The following is a 19,989-nucleotide window of genomic DNA, read 5'->3' as shown; positions in this document are numbered from 1 at the left end:
TCAGACCTTCAGGCCCTTGGCCCGCAGGAAGGCGACGGGGTCGACCGCGGAGCCGTAGTTGGCGGTCGTACGGATCTCGAAGTGCAGGTGCGGCCCGCTGGAGTTTCCGGTGTTGCCGGACTTGGCTATGTGCTGCCCGGTCTTGACGACCTGGCCGACCTTCACGTCGATGCGCGACAGGTGGGCGTACTGGGAGTAGGTCCCGTTGGCGTGCTTGATGACGATGGCGTTGCCGTACGCGGGACCGTCACCGGCGCCGTTGCCGCCGGCCTTGACGACGGTACCGCCGTGCGCGGCCACGACCTGGGTGCCGCTGGCGACGGCGAAGTCCTGCCCGCTGTGGGTGGACTGCCACATGCCGCCCGCCTGGGCGAAGCTGGCGGACTTCGTGTACTTCTTCACCGGGCTCACCCAGGAGACGGCCTGCTTGGCGGGGGCCTTCTTCGCAGCGGCCTGAGCCTGTACGGCGGTGGAGACACCGGTGGCGGAGGTCATCTCGGCGGCGACCGCGCCTCCGGCGCCCAGCACGACCGAGGCCCCCAGGCCGGCGGCCAGCACAGCGGCACGGTTGCGGATCGAGGACGTACGGGGCGAACGGAACGAGAAGCGCGGGGACATTCGAAACCTCATGGGGACGACGACAGGGAAAACCACCCGGCGTACAAGCCCTCGCCGGATGGCCATCCCTTGGTAACCCGGCGCCCCTCGAACCCCAAAACCCCTGATCTACGACGGACGCTAGTACTCCGTCATAAAAATCCCCGGATCTTGACACAGCGCTCAATACGGACGAACCGGTATCGACGCCGAAATCAGACGCAGGATTTCGAAGTTAACACCCCTTTTGTCCGTGATCTCCTTTCCACTATTCCCGCTAGTAACGGACAAATCGCCTGTGCGGCATGTCACCGCCGAGCGCAATCGCGAGACCCCGGAATGTGACGGGCACTACGTCTCCCCCTCCGCTTTTCCGCAACAAATCCGCGCCCAACTATGTGAGCGACGCCTCAAGTTGAGCTACCGTCCGGTAACCCGCTGGTTCCCCACCAGCCACTCGCACCCACGAACATGCATGCGACAACCCAGCGCACGTGACGTGAGAGGACCCCCCACATGACGCTTCGCCCCTGGGCTCGCCGAATAGCAGTCAGCACCGCCTCCACGGCAGCCCTCGTGGCACTCGCGGTCCCCGCCGACGCCGCGACGACCGCGACGAGCACCTCCACCACCGCCACCAGCACGGCAGCGGCCGAGGATGTCGGCTACGACACCTGGCAGAAGGACTGCCAGGCGGTGATGGACCAGGCGTTGCCGTACCTGAAGCAGCGGATCGCGAACACCAAGCCTGGTGAGAAGCAGGCGATCGTCTTCGACATCGACAACACCACCCTGGAGACGGACTTCGGCTTCAGCTACCCGCAGCCGGCCAACGGGCCGGTCCTGTCGGTCGCCAAGTACGCCCAGGAGCACGGCGTCTCCCTGTTCTTCGTCACCGCCCGCCCGGGCATCATCTACTCGGTGACCGAGTACAACCTCAAGCACGTCGGTTACCAGGTCTCCGGCCTGTACGTGCGCAACTTCGTCGACCTCTTCAAGAACGTCGCCGACTACAAGACGGCCCAGCGCGTCGACATCGAGTCGAAGGGCTACACGATCATCGCGAACGTCGGCAACAGCGCCACCGACCTGTCGGGCGGCCATGCCGAGAAGACGTACAAGCTGCCGGACTACGACGGGCAGTTGTCGTAAGCCACCCCGTCCTGGGCATGCGAAAGGGGCCGGTGCGGATAAGCACCGGCCCCTTTCTTCGGCTCAATCCCGGAGGATCAGGCCTCCTTGCTCAGGTTCGGCCCGGTTCCACCGGCCGCCTGCTCGATCGGCGGGACGTCCGGCAGCGCCGACTTCTCCTCACCGCGGAAGGTGAAGGTCTTGGCGTCGCCCTCGCCCTCGGTGTCCACGACCACGATGTGACCGGGGCGCAGCTCGCCGAAGAGGATCTTCTCCGACAGGCTGTCCTCGATCTCGCGCTGGATCGTGCGGCGCAGCGGCCGGGCGCCCAGCACGGGGTCGTAACCCTTCTTGGACAGCAGCTCCTTGGCGGACTGGGAGAGCTCGATGCCCATGTCCCGGTCCTTCAGGCGCTCGTCCACCTTGCCGATCATCAGGTCGACGATCCGCAGGATGTCGTCCTGGGTCAGCTGCGGGAAGACGACCACGTCGTCGACGCGGTTGAGGAACTCGGGACGGAAGTGCTGCTTGAGCTCGTCCGACACCTTGTTCTTCATGCGCTCGTAGTTGGTCTTCGTGTCACCCGAGGCCGCGAAGCCCAGGTTGAAGCCCTTGGAGATGTCCCGGGTGCCGAGGTTGGTCGTCATGATGATGACCGTGTTCTTGAAGTCCACGACCCGGCCCTGGGAGTCGGTCAGGCGACCGTCCTCCAGGATCTGCAGCAGCGAGTTGAAGATGTCCGGGTGGGCCTTCTCGACCTCGTCGAAGAGGACGACGGAGAACGGCTTGCGGCGGACCTTCTCGGTCAGCTGGCCGCCCTCTTCGTAGCCCACGTAACCGGGGGGCGAACCGAAGAGACGCGACACCGTGTGCTTCTCGCTGAACTCCGACATGTCGAGGGAGATCAGCGCGTCCTCGTCACCGAAGAGGAACTCGGCGAGCGCCTTGGACAGCTCGGTCTTACCGACACCGGACGGGCCGGCGAAGATGAACGAACCACCCGGACGCTTCGGGTCCTTCAGACCGGCACGCGTACGGCGGATCGCCTTCGACAGCGCCTTGACGGCGTCGACCTGGCCGATGACCCGCTTGTGGAGCTCGTCCTCCATGCGCAGCAGACGCGAGGACTCCTCCTCGGTCAGCTTGAAGACCGGGATGCCGGTGGCGGTCGCGAGGACCTCGGCGATCAGCTCGCCGTCGACCTCGGCGACGACGTCCATGTCGCCGGCCTTCCACTCCTTCTCCCGCTTGGCCTTGGCGGCCAGGAGCTGCTTCTCCTTGTCGCGGAGGGAGGCGGCCTTCTCGAAGTCCTGCGAGTCGATCGCGGACTCCTTGTCGCGGCGGACGCCGGCGATCTTCTCGTCGAACTCGCGCAGGTCCGGCGGCGCGGTCATCCGGCGGATGCGCATCCGGGAACCGGCCTCGTCGATCAGGTCGATCGCCTTGTCCGGCAGGAAGCGGTCCGAGATGTACCGGTCGGCCAGGGTGGCGGCCTGGACCAGCGCCTCGTCCGTGATGGACACGCGGTGGTGGGCCTCGTACCGGTCACGCAGACCCTTGAGGATCTCGATCGTGTGCGGCAGGGACGGCTCGGCGACCTGGATGGGCTGGAAGCGGCGCTCGAGGGCCGCGTCCTTCTCCAGGTGCTTGCGGTACTCGTCCAGCGTGGTCGCACCGATGGTCTGCAGCTCACCGCGGGCCAGCATCGGCTTCAGGATGGAAGCCGCGTCGATGGCGCCCTCGGCGGCACCCGCACCGACCAGCGTGTGGAGCTCGTCGATGAACAGGATGATGTCGCCGCGGGTGCGGATCTCCTTGAGGACCTTCTTCAGGCGCTCCTCGAAGTCACCGCGGTAGCGGGAGCCGGCGACCAGCGCGCCGAGGTCCAGGGTGTAGAGGTGCTTGTCCTTGAGGGTCTCGGGCACCTCGCCCTTGACGATGGCCTGGGCGAGGCCCTCGACGACGGCGGTCTTGCCGACGCCGGGCTCACCGATCAGGACCGGGTTGTTCTTGGTACGGCGGGACAGCACCTGCATGACCCGCTCGATCTCCTTCTCGCGCCCGATGACCGGGTCGAGCTTGGACTCACGAGCGGCCTGGGTGAGGTTCCGGCCGAACTGGTCGAGGACCAGGGACGTCGAGGGGGTGCCCTCGGCAGGCCCGCCGGCGGTGGCGGTCTCCTTGCCCTGGTAACCGGAGAGCAGCTGGATGACCTGCTGCCGCACCCGGTTGAGATCTGCGCCCAGCTTGACCAGGACCTGGGCGGCGACGCCCTCGCCCTCACGGATCAGGCCGAGCAGGATGTGCTCCGTGCCGATGTAGTTGTGGCCCAGCTGAAGGGCCTCGCGGAGCGACAGCTCCAGGACCTTCTTGGCACGGGGGGTGAAGGGGATGTGCCCGGACGGGGCCTGCTGCCCCTGCCCGATGATCTCCTCCACCTGCTGGCGGACCGCCTCGAGCGAAATCCCGAGGCTCTCAAGGGCCTTGGCGGCGACACCCTCACCCTCGTGGATCAGGCCCAGGAGGATGTGCTCGGTGCCGATGTAGTTGTGGTTGAGCATCCGGGCTTCTTCCTGAGCCAGGACGACAACCCGCCGCGCGCGGTCGGTGAACCTCTCGAACATCGTTAATCGCTCCTCAGAGCGGTCAGGCAGTGGGGGGAACTTCCCCTCCCTGTCCTTCCGCAGCTTAGTCCCGCAAGCGGGGACCGCTCATTCCAACTGCCGACACCGTCGATGGCCTCCTGACCCGTGACGCCGACATCTGCTCCAACCCGATGGTGCGAGACGATGTTCCCGCAGGCCAGGTGGTTACCCTCACCATCAGTACGCCGATGGCGAACGTGAGACCCACTGTCCTGCGTGTCGCCCCCTCCCACTAGGGATGTCTTACCCGCTGGGACAGACACTCCATGCCGCGCCCCCCCGGTTCCCTCCGCTACGGGCGAACAACCTTGCGCCACCCCATACCCCCGCGCGCCCCCTCTTTCGGCACTCTGCGCATTCACCAGGACACCCAGCGTAACCCGCACGCCCATTCGGCGGTTGCACTTGGCATGGTCGGCACCCGACCCGTGATCACCACGGAATTCGCCACGATTCCCTTCCCCCGTCGGCCGCTCGCTCCGAGCGATCAGGTCCGCCGGTGGTACGAGAACGAACTGGGCTGGCCGGTGGTGCCCGGCACCCCGGGGTTCCCCCTGAGCCTTCGCGTGGGTCCGCGCTTCGACGTCCTGGACGTCCCGGCCCAGGCGGGCCACGCGGCACTGCGCCATCTGACGCCTCACTCCCCGGTGGCCGTCCGGGGCGAGCGGATGCGACTGCTCATGTCAGCGGGCAGCGCGGAGGATGTGCCAGGGGTGCTGGACTGGCTGGAGTGGGGAACGCTGCCCCTGGACCTGGCGACACTCGGCGAGGGCGACCTCATGGAGGCGCCCCTGCCACCCGAGCAGGGGCCGGTCATGGCCGTACGGCCTCTCGATACGCGATCGAACAAGGCCGTACGACGTCCTGGCGTGCCGGAGCCCGGTGAGGTGCGGCCGCTTCCCCTGGGCCGCTCCGACGCCGTACAGGGGGCCGCCGTGTGGCTGCGACCCCCCGAGCCTGGGGGCGAGGTCGAGGACTCGCTGCCGACACTGTCGGCCATGGGGGGCGTTGGGGGCGCCCCCGATCTGGTACGGGTTCTGGACACAGTGGCAACGCAGTGCCACCGCCTGCGGCTGCGGCACGGGGGCGCCCAGCCGTCGGCCTGTCCGTAGACCAGGCTTTGCCCTGGAATCAGGCGTTGGCCTTCTCGTATGCCTCGCGAATGGACGCCGGGACGCGGCCGCGGTCGTTGACCTCGTAACCGTTCTCCTTCGCCCACGCGCGGATCTGCGCGGTGTCCTGGCTGCCACCGGAAGCGGCGCGCGCCTTTCCACGCCCACCCGAAGCGCGACCTCCGGTACGACGACCGCCCTTCACGTAAGGGTCGAGAAGACCACGGAGCTTGTCTGCATTGGAAGTCGTGAGATCGATCTCGTACGTCTTGCCGTCCAGCGCGAACGTCACGGTCTCGTCCGCCTCGCCGCCGTCGAGGTCGTCGACAAGAAGGACCTGAACCTTCTGTGCCACCGGATTTCCTTTCATCGATAACTTGAGGGCCGGGGGTCTACGGCGTCCGCCGTTTCGCCGTCCCCTGTTATATGCAGTACTGCAGTACGTCGGAAAGCAAACCGCTTTTGCTGGAAAAACACAAACCCCCGGGAGAGACCCACAGGCCGACCGTGGTCCGGAAACATGCGCGTTTCGGACATAGGGCACCTGGGCAGGGTCACCCGCCGGAATAGAGGGCGGCGATCACAGATGCAGAAGCATCCGGCTGTTGCCCAAGGTGTTCGGTTTCACTCGTTCGAGACCGAGGAACTCCGCCACGCCCTCGTCATAGGAACGCAGCAGCTCCGCGTAGACATCGGTGTCCACCGGTGTCTCGCCGATCTCGACGAAGCCGTGCATGCCGAAGAAGTCCACTTCGAAGGTCAGGCAGAAAACTCGGCGAACGCCGAGCCAGCGCGCGGTGTGCAGCAACTTCTCCAGCAACTGATGACCGACGCCGGCGCCCTTCAGGCCGGGCTTCACCGCCAGAGTGCGGACTTCCGCCAGGTCTTCCCACATCACGTGCAGGGCGCCGCAGCCGACGACCTCGCCGTTGTCGTCGCGTTCGGCGACCCAGAACTCCTGGATGTCCTCGTAAAGGGTCACCGTGGCTTTGTCGAGCAGGATGCGACGCTGGACGTACTCGTCAAGGAGACGGCGCACCGCCTCGACATCGCTGGTGCGGGCCCGCCGGACGGTGATGGCTTTTGCGGTGACTTCTGGGCTCTCCGCCGAGGAGCTCTCGGCCGAGTGGCTCTCTGCTGACATGAGCGGACGCTATCGCCCGTCGGGCTCCTGCGCCGAGCCGGGGTTCTCACTGCCGGTATCGGTACGGGTATCCGGGCTGGTATCGCCGCTGGTATGGGGGCCCGTATCGGGGCTGGTATCGGTACTGCGGGTATCGGTGCCGGGGGTATCGGCGCTGCTCGTATCGGTGCCGCGGGTATCAGTGCCGCTGGTATCGGCGCTGTCGGTATCGCCGCTCGTAACGCGGCGCGTATCGGGCGGTGGCGCGGGTTCGGGCGTTTCCGGGCCCTGGGCGATGCGTACGGCGTCCCGCAGGGACGTGCGCTGTTCCTCGCTCATCATGCCGAAGAAGGCGACGAGTGCGGCGGCGGGGTTGTCGCTCTGCGACCAGGCGTCGTTCATCAGGGCGGCGGCGTAGGCGGCTCGTGTGGAGACCGCCTCATATCGATAGGCCCGACCTTCCGCTTCGCGGCGCACCCAGCCCTTCTGATGGAGATTGTCCAAAACGGTCATCACCGTGGTGTAGGCGATGGACCGTTCCTGCTGGAGATCTTCCAGGACTTCTCGAACGGTCACCGGGCGGTTCCACTTCCACACCCGCGTCATGACCGCGTCTTCGAGTTCTCCCAATGGGCGAGGCACAGTTCAGCACAATAGTGGGAGATCTCGATGTTTGCGTGCCGAACAGTCACTTCACCTGGCAAACGGGAACAAAAAGGGCGTACGACTCGATAAGCGCTGGGGCTTGGAGTCGTACGCCGTTGAGCGCGCCGACGGGCGGCTGCTCAGGCAGAGGTCCGGGCTAGGCGTCCGGGGTCGCGGGGGTCTGGCGGGTGGCCTCCACGCGCGCGAGTGCGGCGTCCACGGCCGCGTCTTCCTTGGCCTTGTTGGCTCCACCCTGGGTCTTCACGATCACCCTGATCAGACCGATGAAGAACACGGCCATGACGGCCGGGGGCAGGAGTGCGGAGACGTAGTCCATGCGTCCAAGAGTAGCCAGGGGGCGAGGGCGTGGCGGGCGCCGGGGGTTTCGGAGCCCGCCACGCCTCAGCCCTGTGGTTGCGCTCAGCCTGCGGCGAGCTGTTGGGGCGGGTTCGTGGGGGGTGAGGTCGGCTTGCGGCGCGGGAAGACCTCGCCGGGGGTGGGGATGGGGCGCGCCGGCTTGGGGGCGGGGGCGGGTTCGGGGCCTGGGGCTCGGTCGGGGCCGGGTCTCGGAGCTGCCGGCTTCTCGGCGGGCCTCTTGCGCGGCTGCTTGCCGGGTTCCTGGCCGGCGTCCTGGGCGGGGAGGTGGACCGCGGGGCTGGGCGGACCGTCGGAGAGGCCTCCGGGGAGGGCCAGGAAGCGCGTACGGGAGCCGGGGATGGTCGGCGTGACGCGGGGAGCCGGGTCGGCGTCGTCGCGCGCGAGGCGGCCTCGTACGTCCTGCTCGGCTAGTGCCCGGCAGCGGCCGAGGAGGGTGGCGGCGGTGGGGTTGCCGCGCAGGGCCCGCAGAGCGGCGAGATCGTCGGGGGTCGGGCGATGTCCGGCGCCCAGGGCCTCCTCGAGGAGGGTGAGGTAGCCGGCCGCGGTGCCGGGGAGGGTGGCGCGGCAGCGGGCGAGGTCGGCCACCAGGAAGGCACGCATCCGGGCGCCCTCGCGCATCGCCTCGTCGAGCGACTCGGCGAGGCGGAGACAGTCCTGGACGTCCTCGGCCTTGGCGGGGCTGGGGTGAAGGGCGAGGGCGAGAGCGCGGCGGAGCACACGCAGCTCCTCCACACCGAACGCCATGCCGCCGCGGGATCCGTATGGCGTGGGCATGCGCCGACGATACGCGCTAATCAGACAAACGCGGCATAAGGGAGGTGGGTGTCGCGTGGGGAGCCGCTCGGGTGGTGGGGTGCGCCGCGTGGATGCCTGCGGCGGCCTGTGCGGGGCGGGTGGGGGCGCGTGTGGCGCCTGCGGTTCGGTGGGTGGGTCGAGGCCGTGCCCGCCGTGCCCGCCGTGCGCGACTGCGGGCCCGTGGGGCAGCGCGGGGACGATGCGCGGACACCTGCCTCTCGACGCGGGTCCGTGCCTGGGGGCGTGCCCGTTCAGGGCCGAAGCGGGGGTCTGGGGGCCGCAGGCCCCCAGCACGAGTGGGCGCGGGCGACCCCGCCGACGCCGGGCCGCGCGACCCACCCCCCCCGGCCCGGCCGACGGAGTCACATGCGGGAGACGTTGCGCTCGTACACCAGGCGTAGGCCGATCAGGGTCAGCCACGGCTCGTGTTCGTCGATGACCGAGGACTCGCCCAGGACCATCGGCGCCAGGCCGCCCGTGGCGATGACCGTGACGTCGTCGGGGTCGTCCGCCAGTTCGCGGGCCATGCGGCTGACCACGCCGTCCACCTGGCCGGCGAAGCCGTAGATGATGCCGGCCTGCATCGCCTCGACCGTGTTCTTGCCGATCACGCTGCGCGGGCGGGCCACCTCGATCTTGCGGAGTTGGGCGCCCTTGACGCCGAGTGCCTCGACCGAGATCTCGATGCCGGGGGCGATGACACCGCCGACGTACTCGCCGCGCGCGCTCACCGCGTCGAACGTCGTCGCCGTACCGAAGTCGACGACGATCGCGGGGCCGCCGTAGAGCTCCACAGCCGCGACCGCGTTGATGATGCGGTCCGCGCCGACCTCCTTCGGGTTGTCCGTCAGGATCGGTACGCCCGTTTTGACGCCCGGTTCGACCAGCACCGCGGGGACGTCGCCGTAGTAGCGGCGGGTCACCTCGCGCAGCTCGTGGAGGACTGAGGGGACGGTGGCGCAGATGGCGATTCCGTCGATGCCGTCGCCCAGTTCCTCGCCGAGGAGCGGGTGCATGCCCATCAGGCCCTGGAGGAGGACCGCCAGTTCGTCGGCCGTGCGGCGGGAGTCCGTCGAGATGCGCCAGTGTTCGACGATGTCCTCGCCGTCGAAGAGGCCGAGGACGGTGTGGGTGTTGCCTACGTCGATTGTGAGGAGCATGCCCGTTCCTACTCCGCCGCTCGCAGGTCCAGGCCGATGTCCAGGATCGGCGAGGAGTGGGTGAGGGCCCCTACGGCCAGGTAGTCGACGCCCGTCTCGGCGTACGCCTTGGCGTTGGCGAGGGTCAGGCGGCCCGATGCCTCGAGTGCTGCCCGGCCGTTCACGATCGCCACCGCCTCCTCGCACTCGCCCGGCGTGAAGTTGTCCAGGAGGATCAGGTCCGCGCCCGCGTCCACCACCTCGCGGAGCTGGTGGAGGGTGTCCACCTCGACCTCGATCGGGACCTCCGGGAAGGTCTCGCGGACCGCCTTGAAGGCCTGTGCCACGCCGCCTGCGGCCACTACGTGGTTGTCCTTCACCAGGGCCGCGTCCGACAGGGACATGCGGTGGTTCACTCCGCCGCCGCAGCGCACCGCGTACTTCTCCAGCGCCCGCAGGCCCGGTGTCGTCTTGCGGGTGTCGCGGACCCGCGCCTTCGTGCCTTCCAGTGCGTCCGCCCACGCGCGCGTGGCCGTCGCGATGCCCGACAGGCGACAGAGGATGTTCAGTGCGCTGCGCTCGGCGGTCAGGAGGTCCCGGGTGCGGGTGGTGATCGACAGGAGCTTCTGTCCTGCCGCCACCTCGTCGCCGTCCTCCACGTGGCGTTCCACCTCGAACTCGTCCTCGCAGACGATCGAGACGACCGCTTCGGCGACCCTGAGGCCGGCCACCACGCCCCCCTCGCGCGCGACGAAGTCGGCGGTGGCGGTCGCCTCTTCGGGGATCGTCGCGACCGTCGTCACGTCCACGCCGTGTGCCAGGTCCTCCTGGATGGCGACGTTGGCGATGTCCTCGATCTCGACCGGGTCGAGGCCCGCGTCGGCCAGCAGCTGTGCGAGCGCGGGGTCGAGGCCGCACTCCAGGTACTCCTCGTCGGCACCGCAGGCGCAGTCGTCGCCGCAGCCGCCGGTCGAGGCGAGGGGAAGGTCGGGGGTGGTCACTTCTGTCACTGCTCCTGAGGCCGGGTCGGGGGGAAGTCTGCGGTGTCGGTGGTGTGCACGGCCAGTGCGCGGTCGGGGTTCAGGCGTACGACGATGTGGCGGCGCCAGGTCGCGTCGTCGCGGTCGGGCTCGTCCTCACGCCAGTGGCAGCCGCGCGTCTCCTCGCGCAGGCGGGCGGCGGCGACCAGGACGCGGGCCACGCACATGAGGTTGGTGGCCTCCCAGGTGTCGACGCCGGGCTCGGCGGTCTTGCCGTTCTCCGCGAGGGCGTCCCGGGCGTCGGTGTGCAGCTGCTGGATCTGTTCGGCGGCCCTGGCGAGGGACTCGGCGGAGCGCAGGACGCCCGCGCCGTCCGCCATGATCCGCTGGATCGCGAAGCGGGCCTCGGGTGCGAGCAGCGGGTGCTCGGGGGTTTCGGGGTACGGCACGGGGTGCGGCACGCGTGCGTGGAGGCCGTTGGCCGCCCGGGCCGCCGCGATGTCCGCCGCGATGCGTTCGGCGTACACCAGGCCTTCGAGGAGCGAGTTGGAGGCCAGGCGGTTGGCGCCGTGCACGCCCGTGCAGGCCACCTCGCCGCACGCGTACAGGCCGGCGACGGTCGTACGGCCCTGGGAGTCGGTGCGGACGCCGCCGGAGGCGTAGTGGGCGGCCGGGGCGATCGGGATCGGGTCGTGCACCGGGTCGATGCCGTGCGCGCGGCAGGCGGCGAGGATCGTCGGGAAGCGGTGCTCCCACATGTCGGCGCCGAAGTGGCGGGCGTCGAGGAACATGTGCTCGGCGTCCTGCTCCTGCATACGCCGCATGATGCCCTTGGCGACGATGTCCCGGGGGGCGAGTTCGGCCAGTTCGTGCTGCCCGACCATGAAGCGCACGCCGTCGGCGTCGACCAGGTGGGCGCCTTCACCGCGTACCGCCTCGGAGACCAGGGGCTGCTGACCCTCCGCGTCCGGGCCGAGGAACAGGACGGTGGGGTGGAACTGGACGAATTCCAGGTCGCTCACCTCGGCGCCCGCGCGCAGGGCGAGGGCTACTCCGTCGCCCGTCGACACGGACGGGTTCGTCGTCGCCGAGAAGACCTGGCCCATGCCGCCGGTCGCCAGGACCACCGCGGGCGCGTGGACCGCTCCTACGCCGTCGTGCTGGCCCTCGCCCATGACGTGCAGGGTGACGCCCGCCGTACGGCCCTCGGCGTCCGTGAGGAGGTCGAGGACGAGTGCGTTCTCGACCGTGCGCAGGCCACGCGCGCGTACCGCCTCGACCAGCGCCCGGGAGATCTCCGCGCCGGTCGCGTCGCCGCCGGCGTGGGCGATACGGCGGCGGTGGTGGGCGCCCTCGCGGGTGAGTTCCAGGCCGCCTTGCTCGGACTCGTCGAAGTGGGCGCCGGTCTCAATGAGGCGGCGTACGGCGTCGGGGCCCTCGGTGACGAGGATGCGCACCGCGTCCTCGTCGCACAGGCCCGCGCCCGCGACCAGGGTGTCGTCGAGGTGCTGTTCGGGGGTGTCGCCCTCGCCCAGGGCCGCGGCGATGCCGCCCTGGGCCCAGCGGGTGGAGCCGTCGTCGAGGCGGGCCTTGGTGACGACGACGGTCGTCAGGCCGGCGGCCTCGCAGCGCAGGGCCGCGGTGAGGCCCGCGACGCCGGAGCCGACGACCACGACGTCCGCGGAGATGGACCACCCGGGCGCGGGCGCGTGCAGTCGTATGCCTGTGCTGGTCACGAGGCGGCTCCGAAGGTGAGGGGGATGTTGTCGATCAGCCGGGTCGTCCCGACCCGGGCGGCGACGGCGAGGACGGCCTCGCCGGTGAAGTCGTCCTCGATCTCCGTGAAGTCGGACGGGTCGACGAGCGCGAGGTAGTCCAGTTCGAGCGGCGGGTCGAGGCGGGCGGCGTCGTCGAGGATCAGGCGTGCGGCGGCGCGGACGGCCGCCGCGGCGCCGGGGACGGCCTTGGCGACGGCGTGCGCGTCGGCCGCCGCGCGGGACTCCCCTATGGCGCTGAGCGCTTCCGCACGCGCGCGCGTGGCGGGCACTTCACGTGCACGCGCGCGCAGCGCCTCCTGGGCCGCGTGCCGGTCGCGGCCGGCGAACAGCGCCTGGGACAGCGCGAGTGCCGTGTGCCGCTCCTTGGGCGAGAGGTAGCGGTTGCGGCTGGAGAGCGCGAGGCCGTCCTCCTCGCGCACGGTCGGGACGCCCACGATCTCGACGCCGAAGTTCAGGTCGCGCACCATGCGGCGGATCAGGGCGAGCTGCTGGGCGTCCTTCTGGCCGTACAGGGCGACGTCGGGGCGGGTGAGGTGGAGCAGCTTGGCGACGACGGTGAGCATGCCGTCGAAGTGGCCGGGGCGCGAGGCGCCCTCCAGGCTCTCCCCCATGGGTCCGGCGCCGATGCGGACTTGGGGCTCGCCGCCCGGGTAGACCTCGTCGACCGAGGGGGCGAACACGGCGTCCGCGCCCGACTGTTCGGCGATCTTGAGGTCGGCCTCCAGGGTGCGCGGGTAGCGGTCGAGGTCCTCGCCCTTGCCGAACTGCAGCGGGTTCACGAAGACGGTGACCACGACCTCGCCGTCCGGCCCGGCGATACCGCGCGCGGTGCGGATCAGGGTGGCGTGGCCCTCGTGCAGGGCGCCCATGGTCATCACGACGGCGCGGCGGCCGCTGCGCACGCGCGCGTGCAGTTCGCCGGCGGTGCGCAGCAGGGTGGTGGTCATCGGGCCTCTCCCTCGGAGCCGTCGGTCCCGGTGGCGAGTACCCCGAGGAGGTCCTCGGCGAGCTCCGGCTTGAGCAGTCCGTGCGCGAGCGCCCGGTCGGCGGTCGCGCGCGCCATCGCGAGATAGCCGGCGACGGTCTGCGGGGCGTACCGCCGCAGCTCCGTCACGTGCGCGGCAACGGTGCCCGCGTCCCCGCGCGCGACGGGGCCGGTCAGGGCCGCGTCGCCGGAACGCAGCGCGTTGTCGAGGGCGGCGCCGAGCAGCGGGCCGAGCATCCGGTCGGGGGCCGCCACGCCGGCCTCGCGCAGCAGCTCCATGGACTGGGCGACGAGCGTCACCAGGTGGTTGGCGCCCAGCGCGAGCGCCGCGTGGTAGAGCGGGCGCATCTCCTCGGCGATCCACTCGGGTTCGCCGCCCATCTCGATGACGAGGGCCTCGGCGGCCAGCCGCAGCTCCTCGGGCGCGGTGACGCCGAAGGAGCAGCCGGCCAGGCGCTGGACGTCCACGGGAGTGCCGGTGAAGGTCATCGCCGGGTGCAGGGCCAGCGGCAGCGCGCCCGCGCGCAGGGCGGGGTCCAGGACCTTCGCGCCGTACCGCCCGGAGGTGTGCACCAGTAGCTGGCCCGGCCGTACGGCCCCGGTCTCGGCGAGGCCCTCGACCAGCCCGGGCAGCGCGTCGTCCGGGACGGTCAGCAGCACCAGTTCCGCACGCGCGAGGACTTCGGCGGGCGGCACGAGCGGCACGTCGGGGAGCAGCTGCGCGGCCCGTCGCCGGGAGGCGTCGGAGACCCCGGAGACGGCCACCGGGCGGTGTCCGGCGAGTTGGAGGGACGCGGCGAGCGCGGGGCCCACGCGGCCGGCGCCGACGACACCGACGGTGAGCCGCGCGGGGCGGTCCTTGGGATCTGGCTGTTGGCTTGTACTCACGCGACGGAGGCCTTCCCGTTCCAGTCCGCTCGGGGTACCGGACGATTTCTCGTCATGTTAACGCGATCGGTTCGACAGGCGTCCGGTTGTCCACAGGCTGTGGGTTATCGCACGCCGCGCACACGGAGGGCGGGCGCGGCCTCCCCGGTGCGTGCGGACGCAGGCGTGCGGACGCACGTGCAGCGGACGAAAATGCAGGTGCTCGCGCACATGGGCGCACGGCATGATCCCGCGCATGAGCGATACGGCGGAACAGACCGGGCGGCACGTCGAGCGGTACGAGGAGTCCGATCCCTTGTCGGACGCCGAGCAACGCAAGCGACGCCGGGATCGGCGCATCGCTGCCTACCGGGGCGCGCGACGGGTTCTCGCGCGCCCCGGCTTCCTGGGCACCCTCCGCGAGCGCCTGGCGCTGTTGGACGAGGCGCGTGCGCTGGATCTGCACGACCTGGACGAGTCGGCGGACCTCTACGGCGACGGCATCGTCGGCGCCCTGGAGGAGAAGGTCGCAGGGCTGCTCGGCAAGGAGGCGGCCGCGTTCTTCCCGACGGGCACCATGGCCCAGCAGGTCGCCCTGCGCTGCTGGGCGGGCCGCACCGGCAATGCGACCGTCGCCCTGCACGCCCTGGCCCATCCCGAGGTGCACGAACGCGGCGCCTTCAGCCAGGTGAGCGGTCTGCGCCCGGTCCAGGTGACGAGCGAGCCCCGGCTCCCGACCGCCGACGAGGTGCGCGACTTCGACGAGCCGTTCGGGGCGCTGATGCTCGAACTGCCCCTCAGGGACGCCGGTTTCGTGCTGCCCTCCTGGGAGGAACTCACCCAGGTCGTGGAAGCGGCACGGGAGCGCGACGCCGTGGTGCACTTCGACGGCGCGCGCCTGTGGGAGTCCACCGTCCACTTCGGCCGCCCGCTGGAGGAGATCGCGGGCCTGGCTGACAGCTTGTACGTGTCGTTCTACAAGTCCCTCGACGGCTTCGGCGGCGCGGTACTCGCCGGACCCCGGACGCTGGTGGACGAGGCCAAGACCTGGCGGCACCGCTACGGCGGCATGATCTTCCAGCAGTTCCCCACCGCGCTGTCGGCGCTGGCCGGACTGGAGCAGGAACTGCCCCGGCTGCCCGAGTACGTGGCCCACGCGCGCGTGGTGGCCGCCGCGCTGCGCGACGGCTTCGCGGCGGCCGGGGTGCCGTGGACGCGGGTCCACCCCGAACCGCCGCACACGAACGAGTTCCAGGTCTGGCTGCCGTACGACGCCGACGTCGTCACGGAGGCGGCGCTGCGCCACGCCGAGGAGACGAAGACCGTTCTGTTCGGCCAGCCCTGGGACGCCAAGGGTCCGGGCCTGGCCTGCACCGAGGTCTACGTGCGCGCCGCCGGCCTGGAGTGGACGGCCGACGATGTGAAGACGGCGGTCGCGGAGTTCGTGGCCCGGCTGACCGAGGAAGTCGGCGAGGAGGTCAGCCAGTAGAGCGCGACCGCAGAGGCAGCCACCGGCCCAGGGCCTGCCGTATCCGCCCATGGGCCGGACGCTCCGCCAGGACAGAGCGGTACTGCCGGTGGTCGCGCCACTCGCGCACGACCTGCCAGTCGTTGATACCGGGCGCGGGCGGGGCGGGCTCGCCGAGGCGCTGGGCGCGGTAGGTGTCGAGGAGGTGGTGGTGCGTGATGCTCATGGCGGGTCGCCTTCTCGGACGTAGGAGACACGGGAGATCTCGGGCGTATGAGAGAGCCAGAGACCTCGGGCGTGGGAGAGATCAGAGACGTCGAAGATCTGGGGTTCGGGCTCCGCGGCTGCCCAGGTGATCCCAGATTGCGCCGAACCGGCCGCCATGTCGCGTCGATTGACGGCGGCCGTCAATCGAGCGGGGCGTTGTCAGTGGCGGGGTGCACCATGAGGGCATGAGCGTGAGTATCGACATCGCGGGGCTGCGGCCGGAAAGGGTCGTCGTCGTGCCCTCACCCCTGGCCGAGCTCGGCATGGCGCTGCACGCGCTGGCGGAGTCGGGGCATCATCCGGGCCTGCAGGGCTGGGCGACCAGTGTCACCGCCCGGCTCGATCCGCACCTGGCCGACCGGATGTGCGAGGCCGACTTCCTGTGGCGGACGACGTTCTCGGATCTGTTCCTGCCCTGCGCGGGCGTGCCGGGCGGAGCGCTGCCCGGCGCGACGCTCGCCGAGGAGCTGGACCTGCTGGACAAGCTGACGGACGAGCAGTTCGTGGACGCGGCCCTGGAGTTCACCTGCGCCCTCCCTTACGCCACGCCGGGCAAGGACGTACTGGCCGACGAGGAGCTGCGCCGCCGCGCCCTGGACCTGGCCGCCGCGCGCGGGCCGCAGCAGCTGCGGTTCAGCCAGCGGCTGCTCGACGATCCACCGCGGATCCGGGCCTGGCTGCGGCAGTTCCTGCGGGACTGCGACGAGGCGTTCTTCGCCGACACCTGGTCCCGGCTGCGCCACCAGCTCGCGGCGGACGCCCGCCACAGGACCGAACTCCTGCGGCACAAGGGGCCGGCCGAGGCGCTGACCTCGATCTCCGCTGCGGTGATGCTCGACGAGGCCGCCGGACGGATCACCATCGACAAGCTCCGCCAGGGCCACAGCCTGGTCAGGAACGGCAGTCTGCTGCTCGTGCCGACGAGCCTGGGCTGGCCGCATCTGATGGTGCTGCACCGACACGGCTGGCAGCCCGTGCTGCACTACCCCGTCGGCTCCCCCGAGCTCGCGTCGCCGCCCTCGGTCGAGCAGCTGACCCTACGGATGACCGCGCTCTCCCACCCGGTGCGCATGCAGCTCTGCCGCAACCTGGCCCGCAGCACGTACACCACGAGCGAGCTCGTGCGGATCCACGGCATGACGGCCCCGGAGATATCCCGGCATCTGGGCGTCCTCAAGAAGGCGGGCCTGATCACCACCCGCCGCCGCGGGCGCTATGTCCTGCATCAACTGGACGTCACGGCGGTGGCCCGGCTCGGCAGCGACTTCCTGGAGGCGTTGCTCCGGTAGGCCGTCGCTCCGCTGGGCCGTCAGTCGAACCGGATGTGCCTGATCCCGACCCCCACCTGCCGCAGCCGAGTCCGCAGCCTGCCCTCGTTGTTCGGCCGGAGCTTCACCCCGGCCAGGACGGCGATGCGGTCCGCCGTCTTCGGCACGGTCGAGTGGTCCGTCCACAGGTGCTCGGCGAACTCCGGCTCGCGCAGCCGCTCCAGACAGTGGTCGAGCTGCTGGACGGCCCAAGTCTCGCGACGCAGCCCGGCGTTCTTTCCGCCGACGTACCCAAGGAGGTGCCCGAAACCGCGCTCGCGCAGCCGCTTCATGACCGTCTCCCGCTCGGCGAGGAGCGTGAAGTGCCGTACGTCGTGGCCGAGTTCGCGCAGCCGACCGACCGTCTCGGCGAAGCAGTCGGGGTCGGTGACCGTCATGGGGGCGATCACCACGCCGTCGTGCTTGGTGAGGGCGAGGTCGAGGACCTCGACGACACCCTGCCGCCAGGACGCCAAGTCCTGGAAGTTCCCGCGCAGTTCCGGCGGGAGCATGCGGCGCAGGCCGAACCCGGGGTGTTCAGGGTCGCAGATGACGCTGCCGGGCAGGCGGCGCTGGATCTCGTGTGCGGTCTGTGTCTTGCCACCCCCGAAGGGGCCGTTGATCCACAGGAGCATGAGCAGACCCTAGTGGGCGCCGGTCACGCGCGCGTGACGCCCCGGTCTCGGCCCTGCCCGCCGGGCCGTACCCCACCGCACCCGCCGGGCCGTACTCAGCCGTGCCCGCCGGCCCGGACCAGACCCGTCTCGTAGGCCAGGACCACCACCTGGACGCGGTCGCGCAGCCCCAGCTTGGTCAGGATGCGGCCCACGTGGGTCTTCACCGTCGCCTCGGAAAGGACCAGCCGGGCCGCGATCTCGCCGTTGGACAGGCCCTGCGCGACCAGCACCATGACCTCCCGCTCACGGTCGGTGAGCCGCTCCAGCTCCTTGTGCTGGGCTTCCTTGCCGGTGGAGGGCAGCATGGGGGCGAACCGGTCCAGGAGCCGTCGGGTCGTCGACGGGGCCACCACGGCGTCGCCGCTGTGCACGGAGCGGATGGCAGCGAGGAGTTCGCCGGGCGGCACGTCCTTGAGCATGAAGCCGGAGGCGCCCGCCTTCAGCCCGGAGAAGGCGTACTCGTCGAGGTCGAAGGTCGTCAGGATCAGCACCTTCGGCGGTTCGGGCTCCGAGCAGATGCGGCGGGTGGTCTCCACACCGTCCAGCTTCGGCATGCGCACGTCCATCAGCACGACGTCGACGGGGGTCGAGCGCAGCACCTGGAGGGCCTCGACGCCGTCGCCCGCCTCCGCGACGACCTCCATGTCCGGCTGGGCGGCGAGCACCATCCGGAACCCGGTGCGCAGCAGCACCTGGTCGTCGACGAGCATCACGCGGATCGTCATCGGGTCCTCTTCCGTTTCTTCCGTATGCGTCTACAGGGGCGTTACAAGGGGCGTTTACAAGGGGCGTTTACAAGGGGCGTTACAGGTGCCAACGAAGGACATGCGCAGGCGTCAGTGTGCTGGTTTGAGCGGCAGCAGCGCACTGATCCGGAATCCTCCGCCCGGTCGCGGTCCCGCGTCCAGGGTGCCGCCGACCATGCCGACCCGCTCACGCATACCGATCAGGCCGTGCCCCTGGCCGTCGGCGCCGCCCTCCTCGTACAGCTCGTGCGGTGCGCCCTTGCCGTCGTCCTCGACGAGCAGGCCGAGACCGTCGTCGAAGTAGACCAGGCGCACGCTCGCGCCGGCGTTCGGCCCGCCGTGCTTGCGGGTGTTGGTGAGCGCCTCCTGCACGATGCGGTACGCCGTCAGCTCGACGCCGCTGGGCAGCGGGCGCGGGGTGCCCTCGACCTTGAAGTCGACCGGCAGGCCGGAAGTGCGGCACTGCTGGATGAGCTCGTCGATCTGCTCGACGTCGGGCTGCGGGACGTACTCGCCGCCCTCCTGGTGCTCGCCGGTGCGCAGCACGCCGAGCAGGCGGCGCATCTCGGCGAGGGCCTGGCGGCCGGTGGAGGAGATGGTCTCCAGGGCCTTCTTGGCCTGGTCCGGGGCGGCGTCGAGGACGTAGGCGGCGCCGTCGGCCTGCACCACCATCACCGAGACGTTGTGCGCGACGACGTCGTGCAGCTCGCGCGCGATCCGGGCGCGTTCGGCGGCGACCGCGACCTTGGCCTGCGCCTCGCGCTCCTTTTCGAGCCGGGTCGCGCGCTCCTCGAGCTGCTCGTAGTAGGCGCGGCGGGTGCGGATCGAGTCGCCGAGCACCCAGGCGAGCGCGAACGGCACCGTCATGAAGATCATCAGGGCCACGGTGCCCAGGACGCCCGAGTCCCTCTCCGGCCAGCGCACCTGTGCCAGGGGCGCCGCGAACATGGACACGGCCAGCGAGAGCCGGGAGGCCCAGCGGGCGCCGGTCGCGGCCACGGTGTAGGTGATCACCAGGAAGGCGAAGTTGGCGGGTGTCGTCGCCACGTCCAGCACCAGCTGCGCCAGCCCCACGCCGATGGCGAGCAGCAGCATCTTCTCCGGCATGCGCCGGCGCAACGCGACCACCAGGCACAGCAGGATCACGACCGGGGCGATGACCCCCGGGGAGTCGGTGCCCGGAGCCTCCTGCGGGTCCATCCGGACGGCCTCGGCCACCCCGGAGATCCCGAGGAGGAGGACGGCCCAGAAGCTGTCGACCCATGTCGGGTGCCTGCGGAGGAAGTCATAGAGGCGCTGCACGTAACCCAGCGTAGGGAAGTGAAATGCGTGCAGGGGTCAACCGGAGG

The 19,989-nt window shown here is 70.3% G+C and carries 20 protein-coding genes; 4 read left to right on the top strand and 16 right to left on the bottom strand.

The window, feature by feature from the left end; all coding sequences use genetic code 11:
- Window positions 1–618, bottom strand: coding sequence for a M23 family metallopeptidase (locus AB5J49_RS27235; RefSeq protein WP_369171382.1), 618 nt, complete (start codon window positions 616–618; stop codon window positions 1–3).
- A gap of 495 nt (window positions 619–1,113) precedes the next feature.
- On the opposite strand from AB5J49_RS27235, the gene AB5J49_RS27230 reads away from it, so the two are divergent.
- The gene (locus tag AB5J49_RS27230) at window positions 1,114–1,749 is read left to right on the top strand and encodes an HAD family acid phosphatase (RefSeq protein WP_369171381.1); all 636 of its coding nucleotides are present in this window, start codon (window positions 1,114–1,116) and stop codon (window positions 1,747–1,749) included.
- 77 nt (window positions 1,750–1,826) lie between these two features.
- On the opposite strand, the gene AB5J49_RS27225 is transcribed toward AB5J49_RS27230, so the two are convergent.
- Window positions 1,827–4,352: an ATP-dependent Clp protease ATP-binding subunit gene (locus AB5J49_RS27225; protein WP_369171380.1), complete on the bottom strand. Its 2,526-nt coding sequence runs from the start codon at window positions 4,350–4,352 to the stop codon at window positions 1,827–1,829.
- A gap of 431 nt (window positions 4,353–4,783) precedes the next feature.
- On the opposite strand from AB5J49_RS27225, the gene AB5J49_RS27220 reads away from it, so the two are divergent.
- On the top strand, window positions 4,784–5,485 hold the full coding sequence (locus tag AB5J49_RS27220; RefSeq protein WP_369171379.1) for an SCO3374 family protein: 702 nt from the start codon (window positions 4,784–4,786) through the stop codon (window positions 5,483–5,485).
- Between the two features lie 19 nt (window positions 5,486–5,504).
- Here the strand turns inward: AB5J49_RS27220 and AB5J49_RS27215 are convergent, their stop codons facing one another.
- From AB5J49_RS27215 to AB5J49_RS27170, 10 genes are all read right to left on the bottom strand, one after another.
- Window positions 5,505–5,840 carry an Lsr2 family protein gene (locus AB5J49_RS27215; protein ID WP_369171378.1) on the bottom strand — a complete coding sequence of 112 codons (336 nt, stop codon included), beginning with the start codon at window positions 5,838–5,840 and terminating at the stop codon, window positions 5,505–5,507.
- Window positions 5,841–6,065: 225 nt separating this feature from the next.
- On the bottom strand, window positions 6,066–6,629 hold the full coding sequence (locus AB5J49_RS27210; RefSeq protein ID WP_369171376.1) for an amino-acid N-acetyltransferase: 564 nt from the start codon (window positions 6,627–6,629) through the stop codon (window positions 6,066–6,068).
- Between the two features lie 9 nt (window positions 6,630–6,638).
- Window positions 6,639–7,250 carry a BlaI/MecI/CopY family transcriptional regulator gene (locus tag AB5J49_RS27205; RefSeq protein WP_369171374.1) on the bottom strand — a complete coding sequence of 204 codons (612 nt, stop codon included), beginning with the start codon at window positions 7,248–7,250 and terminating at the stop codon, window positions 6,639–6,641.
- Between the two features lie 160 nt (window positions 7,251–7,410).
- Window positions 7,411–7,590 carry a hypothetical protein gene (locus AB5J49_RS27200; protein ID WP_369171372.1) on the bottom strand — a complete coding sequence of 60 codons (180 nt, stop codon included), beginning with the start codon at window positions 7,588–7,590 and terminating at the stop codon, window positions 7,411–7,413.
- Window positions 7,591–7,673: 83 nt separating this feature from the next.
- The gene (locus AB5J49_RS27195) at window positions 7,674–8,375 is read right to left on the bottom strand and encodes a hypothetical protein (protein ID WP_369175281.1); all 702 of its coding nucleotides are present in this window, start codon (window positions 8,373–8,375) and stop codon (window positions 7,674–7,676) included.
- 413 nt (window positions 8,376–8,788) lie between these two features.
- Window positions 8,789–9,586, bottom strand: a complete 798-nt coding sequence (locus tag AB5J49_RS27190; protein WP_369171371.1) for a type III pantothenate kinase — start codon at window positions 9,584–9,586, stop codon at window positions 8,789–8,791.
- Between the two features lie 8 nt (window positions 9,587–9,594).
- A complete protein-coding gene (nadC, locus tag AB5J49_RS27185) occupies window positions 9,595–10,566 on the bottom strand; it encodes a carboxylating nicotinate-nucleotide diphosphorylase (RefSeq protein ID WP_369171369.1) in 972 nt (323 codons plus the stop codon).
- A 5-nt stretch (window positions 10,567–10,571) separates the two neighbouring features.
- On the bottom strand, window positions 10,572–12,281 hold the full coding sequence (locus AB5J49_RS27180; protein WP_369171368.1) for an L-aspartate oxidase: 1,710 nt from the start codon (window positions 12,279–12,281) through the stop codon (window positions 10,572–10,574).
- The gene (panC, locus tag AB5J49_RS27175) at window positions 12,278–13,270 is read right to left on the bottom strand and encodes a pantoate--beta-alanine ligase (RefSeq protein ID WP_369171367.1); all 993 of its coding nucleotides are present in this window, start codon (window positions 13,268–13,270) and stop codon (window positions 12,278–12,280) included. The genes AB5J49_RS27180 and panC overlap by 4 nt, the downstream gene beginning before the upstream one ends.
- Entirely contained in the window at window positions 13,267–14,196 is a 930-nt protein-coding gene (locus tag AB5J49_RS27170; RefSeq protein ID WP_369171366.1) for a Rossmann-like and DUF2520 domain-containing protein, read from the bottom strand. The genes panC and AB5J49_RS27170 overlap by 4 nt, the downstream gene beginning before the upstream one ends.
- 235 nt (window positions 14,197–14,431) lie before the next feature.
- On the opposite strand from AB5J49_RS27170, the gene AB5J49_RS27165 reads away from it, so the two are divergent.
- Complete coding sequence (locus tag AB5J49_RS27165) at window positions 14,432–15,664, top strand: low specificity L-threonine aldolase (protein WP_369171364.1); 1,233 nt, start codon at window positions 14,432–14,434, stop codon at window positions 15,662–15,664.
- Here the strand turns inward: AB5J49_RS27165 and AB5J49_RS27160 are convergent.
- Complete coding sequence (locus AB5J49_RS27160) at window positions 15,654–15,869, bottom strand: hypothetical protein (protein WP_369171363.1); 216 nt, start codon at window positions 15,867–15,869, stop codon at window positions 15,654–15,656. The genes AB5J49_RS27165 and AB5J49_RS27160 overlap by 11 nt on opposite strands.
- 226 nt (window positions 15,870–16,095) lie before the next feature.
- Between AB5J49_RS27160 and AB5J49_RS27155 the strand changes: the two genes are divergently transcribed.
- On the top strand, window positions 16,096–17,199 hold the full coding sequence (locus AB5J49_RS27155; protein ID WP_369171362.1) for a DUF5937 family protein: 1,104 nt from the start codon (window positions 16,096–16,098) through the stop codon (window positions 17,197–17,199).
- A gap of 20 nt (window positions 17,200–17,219) precedes the next feature.
- On the opposite strand, the gene AB5J49_RS27150 is transcribed toward AB5J49_RS27155, so the two are convergent.
- The 3 genes from AB5J49_RS27150 to AB5J49_RS27140 all read right to left on the bottom strand — a co-directional run bounded on the left by AB5J49_RS27150 (window position 17,220) and on the right by AB5J49_RS27140 (window position 19,942).
- Window positions 17,220–17,852: an AAA family ATPase gene (locus AB5J49_RS27150; protein WP_369171360.1), complete on the bottom strand. Its 633-nt coding sequence runs from the start codon at window positions 17,850–17,852 to the stop codon at window positions 17,220–17,222.
- Between the two features lie 95 nt (window positions 17,853–17,947).
- Window positions 17,948–18,619, bottom strand: a complete 672-nt coding sequence (locus AB5J49_RS27145) for a response regulator (protein ID WP_369171358.1) — start codon at window positions 18,617–18,619, stop codon at window positions 17,948–17,950.
- A 111-nt stretch (window positions 18,620–18,730) separates the two neighbouring features.
- Window positions 18,731–19,942, bottom strand: a complete 1,212-nt coding sequence (locus AB5J49_RS27140) for a sensor histidine kinase (protein WP_369171357.1) — start codon at window positions 19,940–19,942, stop codon at window positions 18,731–18,733.
- Window positions 19,943–19,989: the final 47 nt, after the last annotated feature.

The sequence above is a fragment of the Streptomyces sp. R28 genome (assembly GCF_041052385.1).
Lineage (GTDB): Bacteria > Actinomycetota > Actinomycetes > Streptomycetales > Streptomycetaceae > Streptomyces.
The sequence above is the reverse complement of the archived record's forward strand: the minus strand, read 5'-3'. Positions and strand labels throughout refer to the sequence as shown.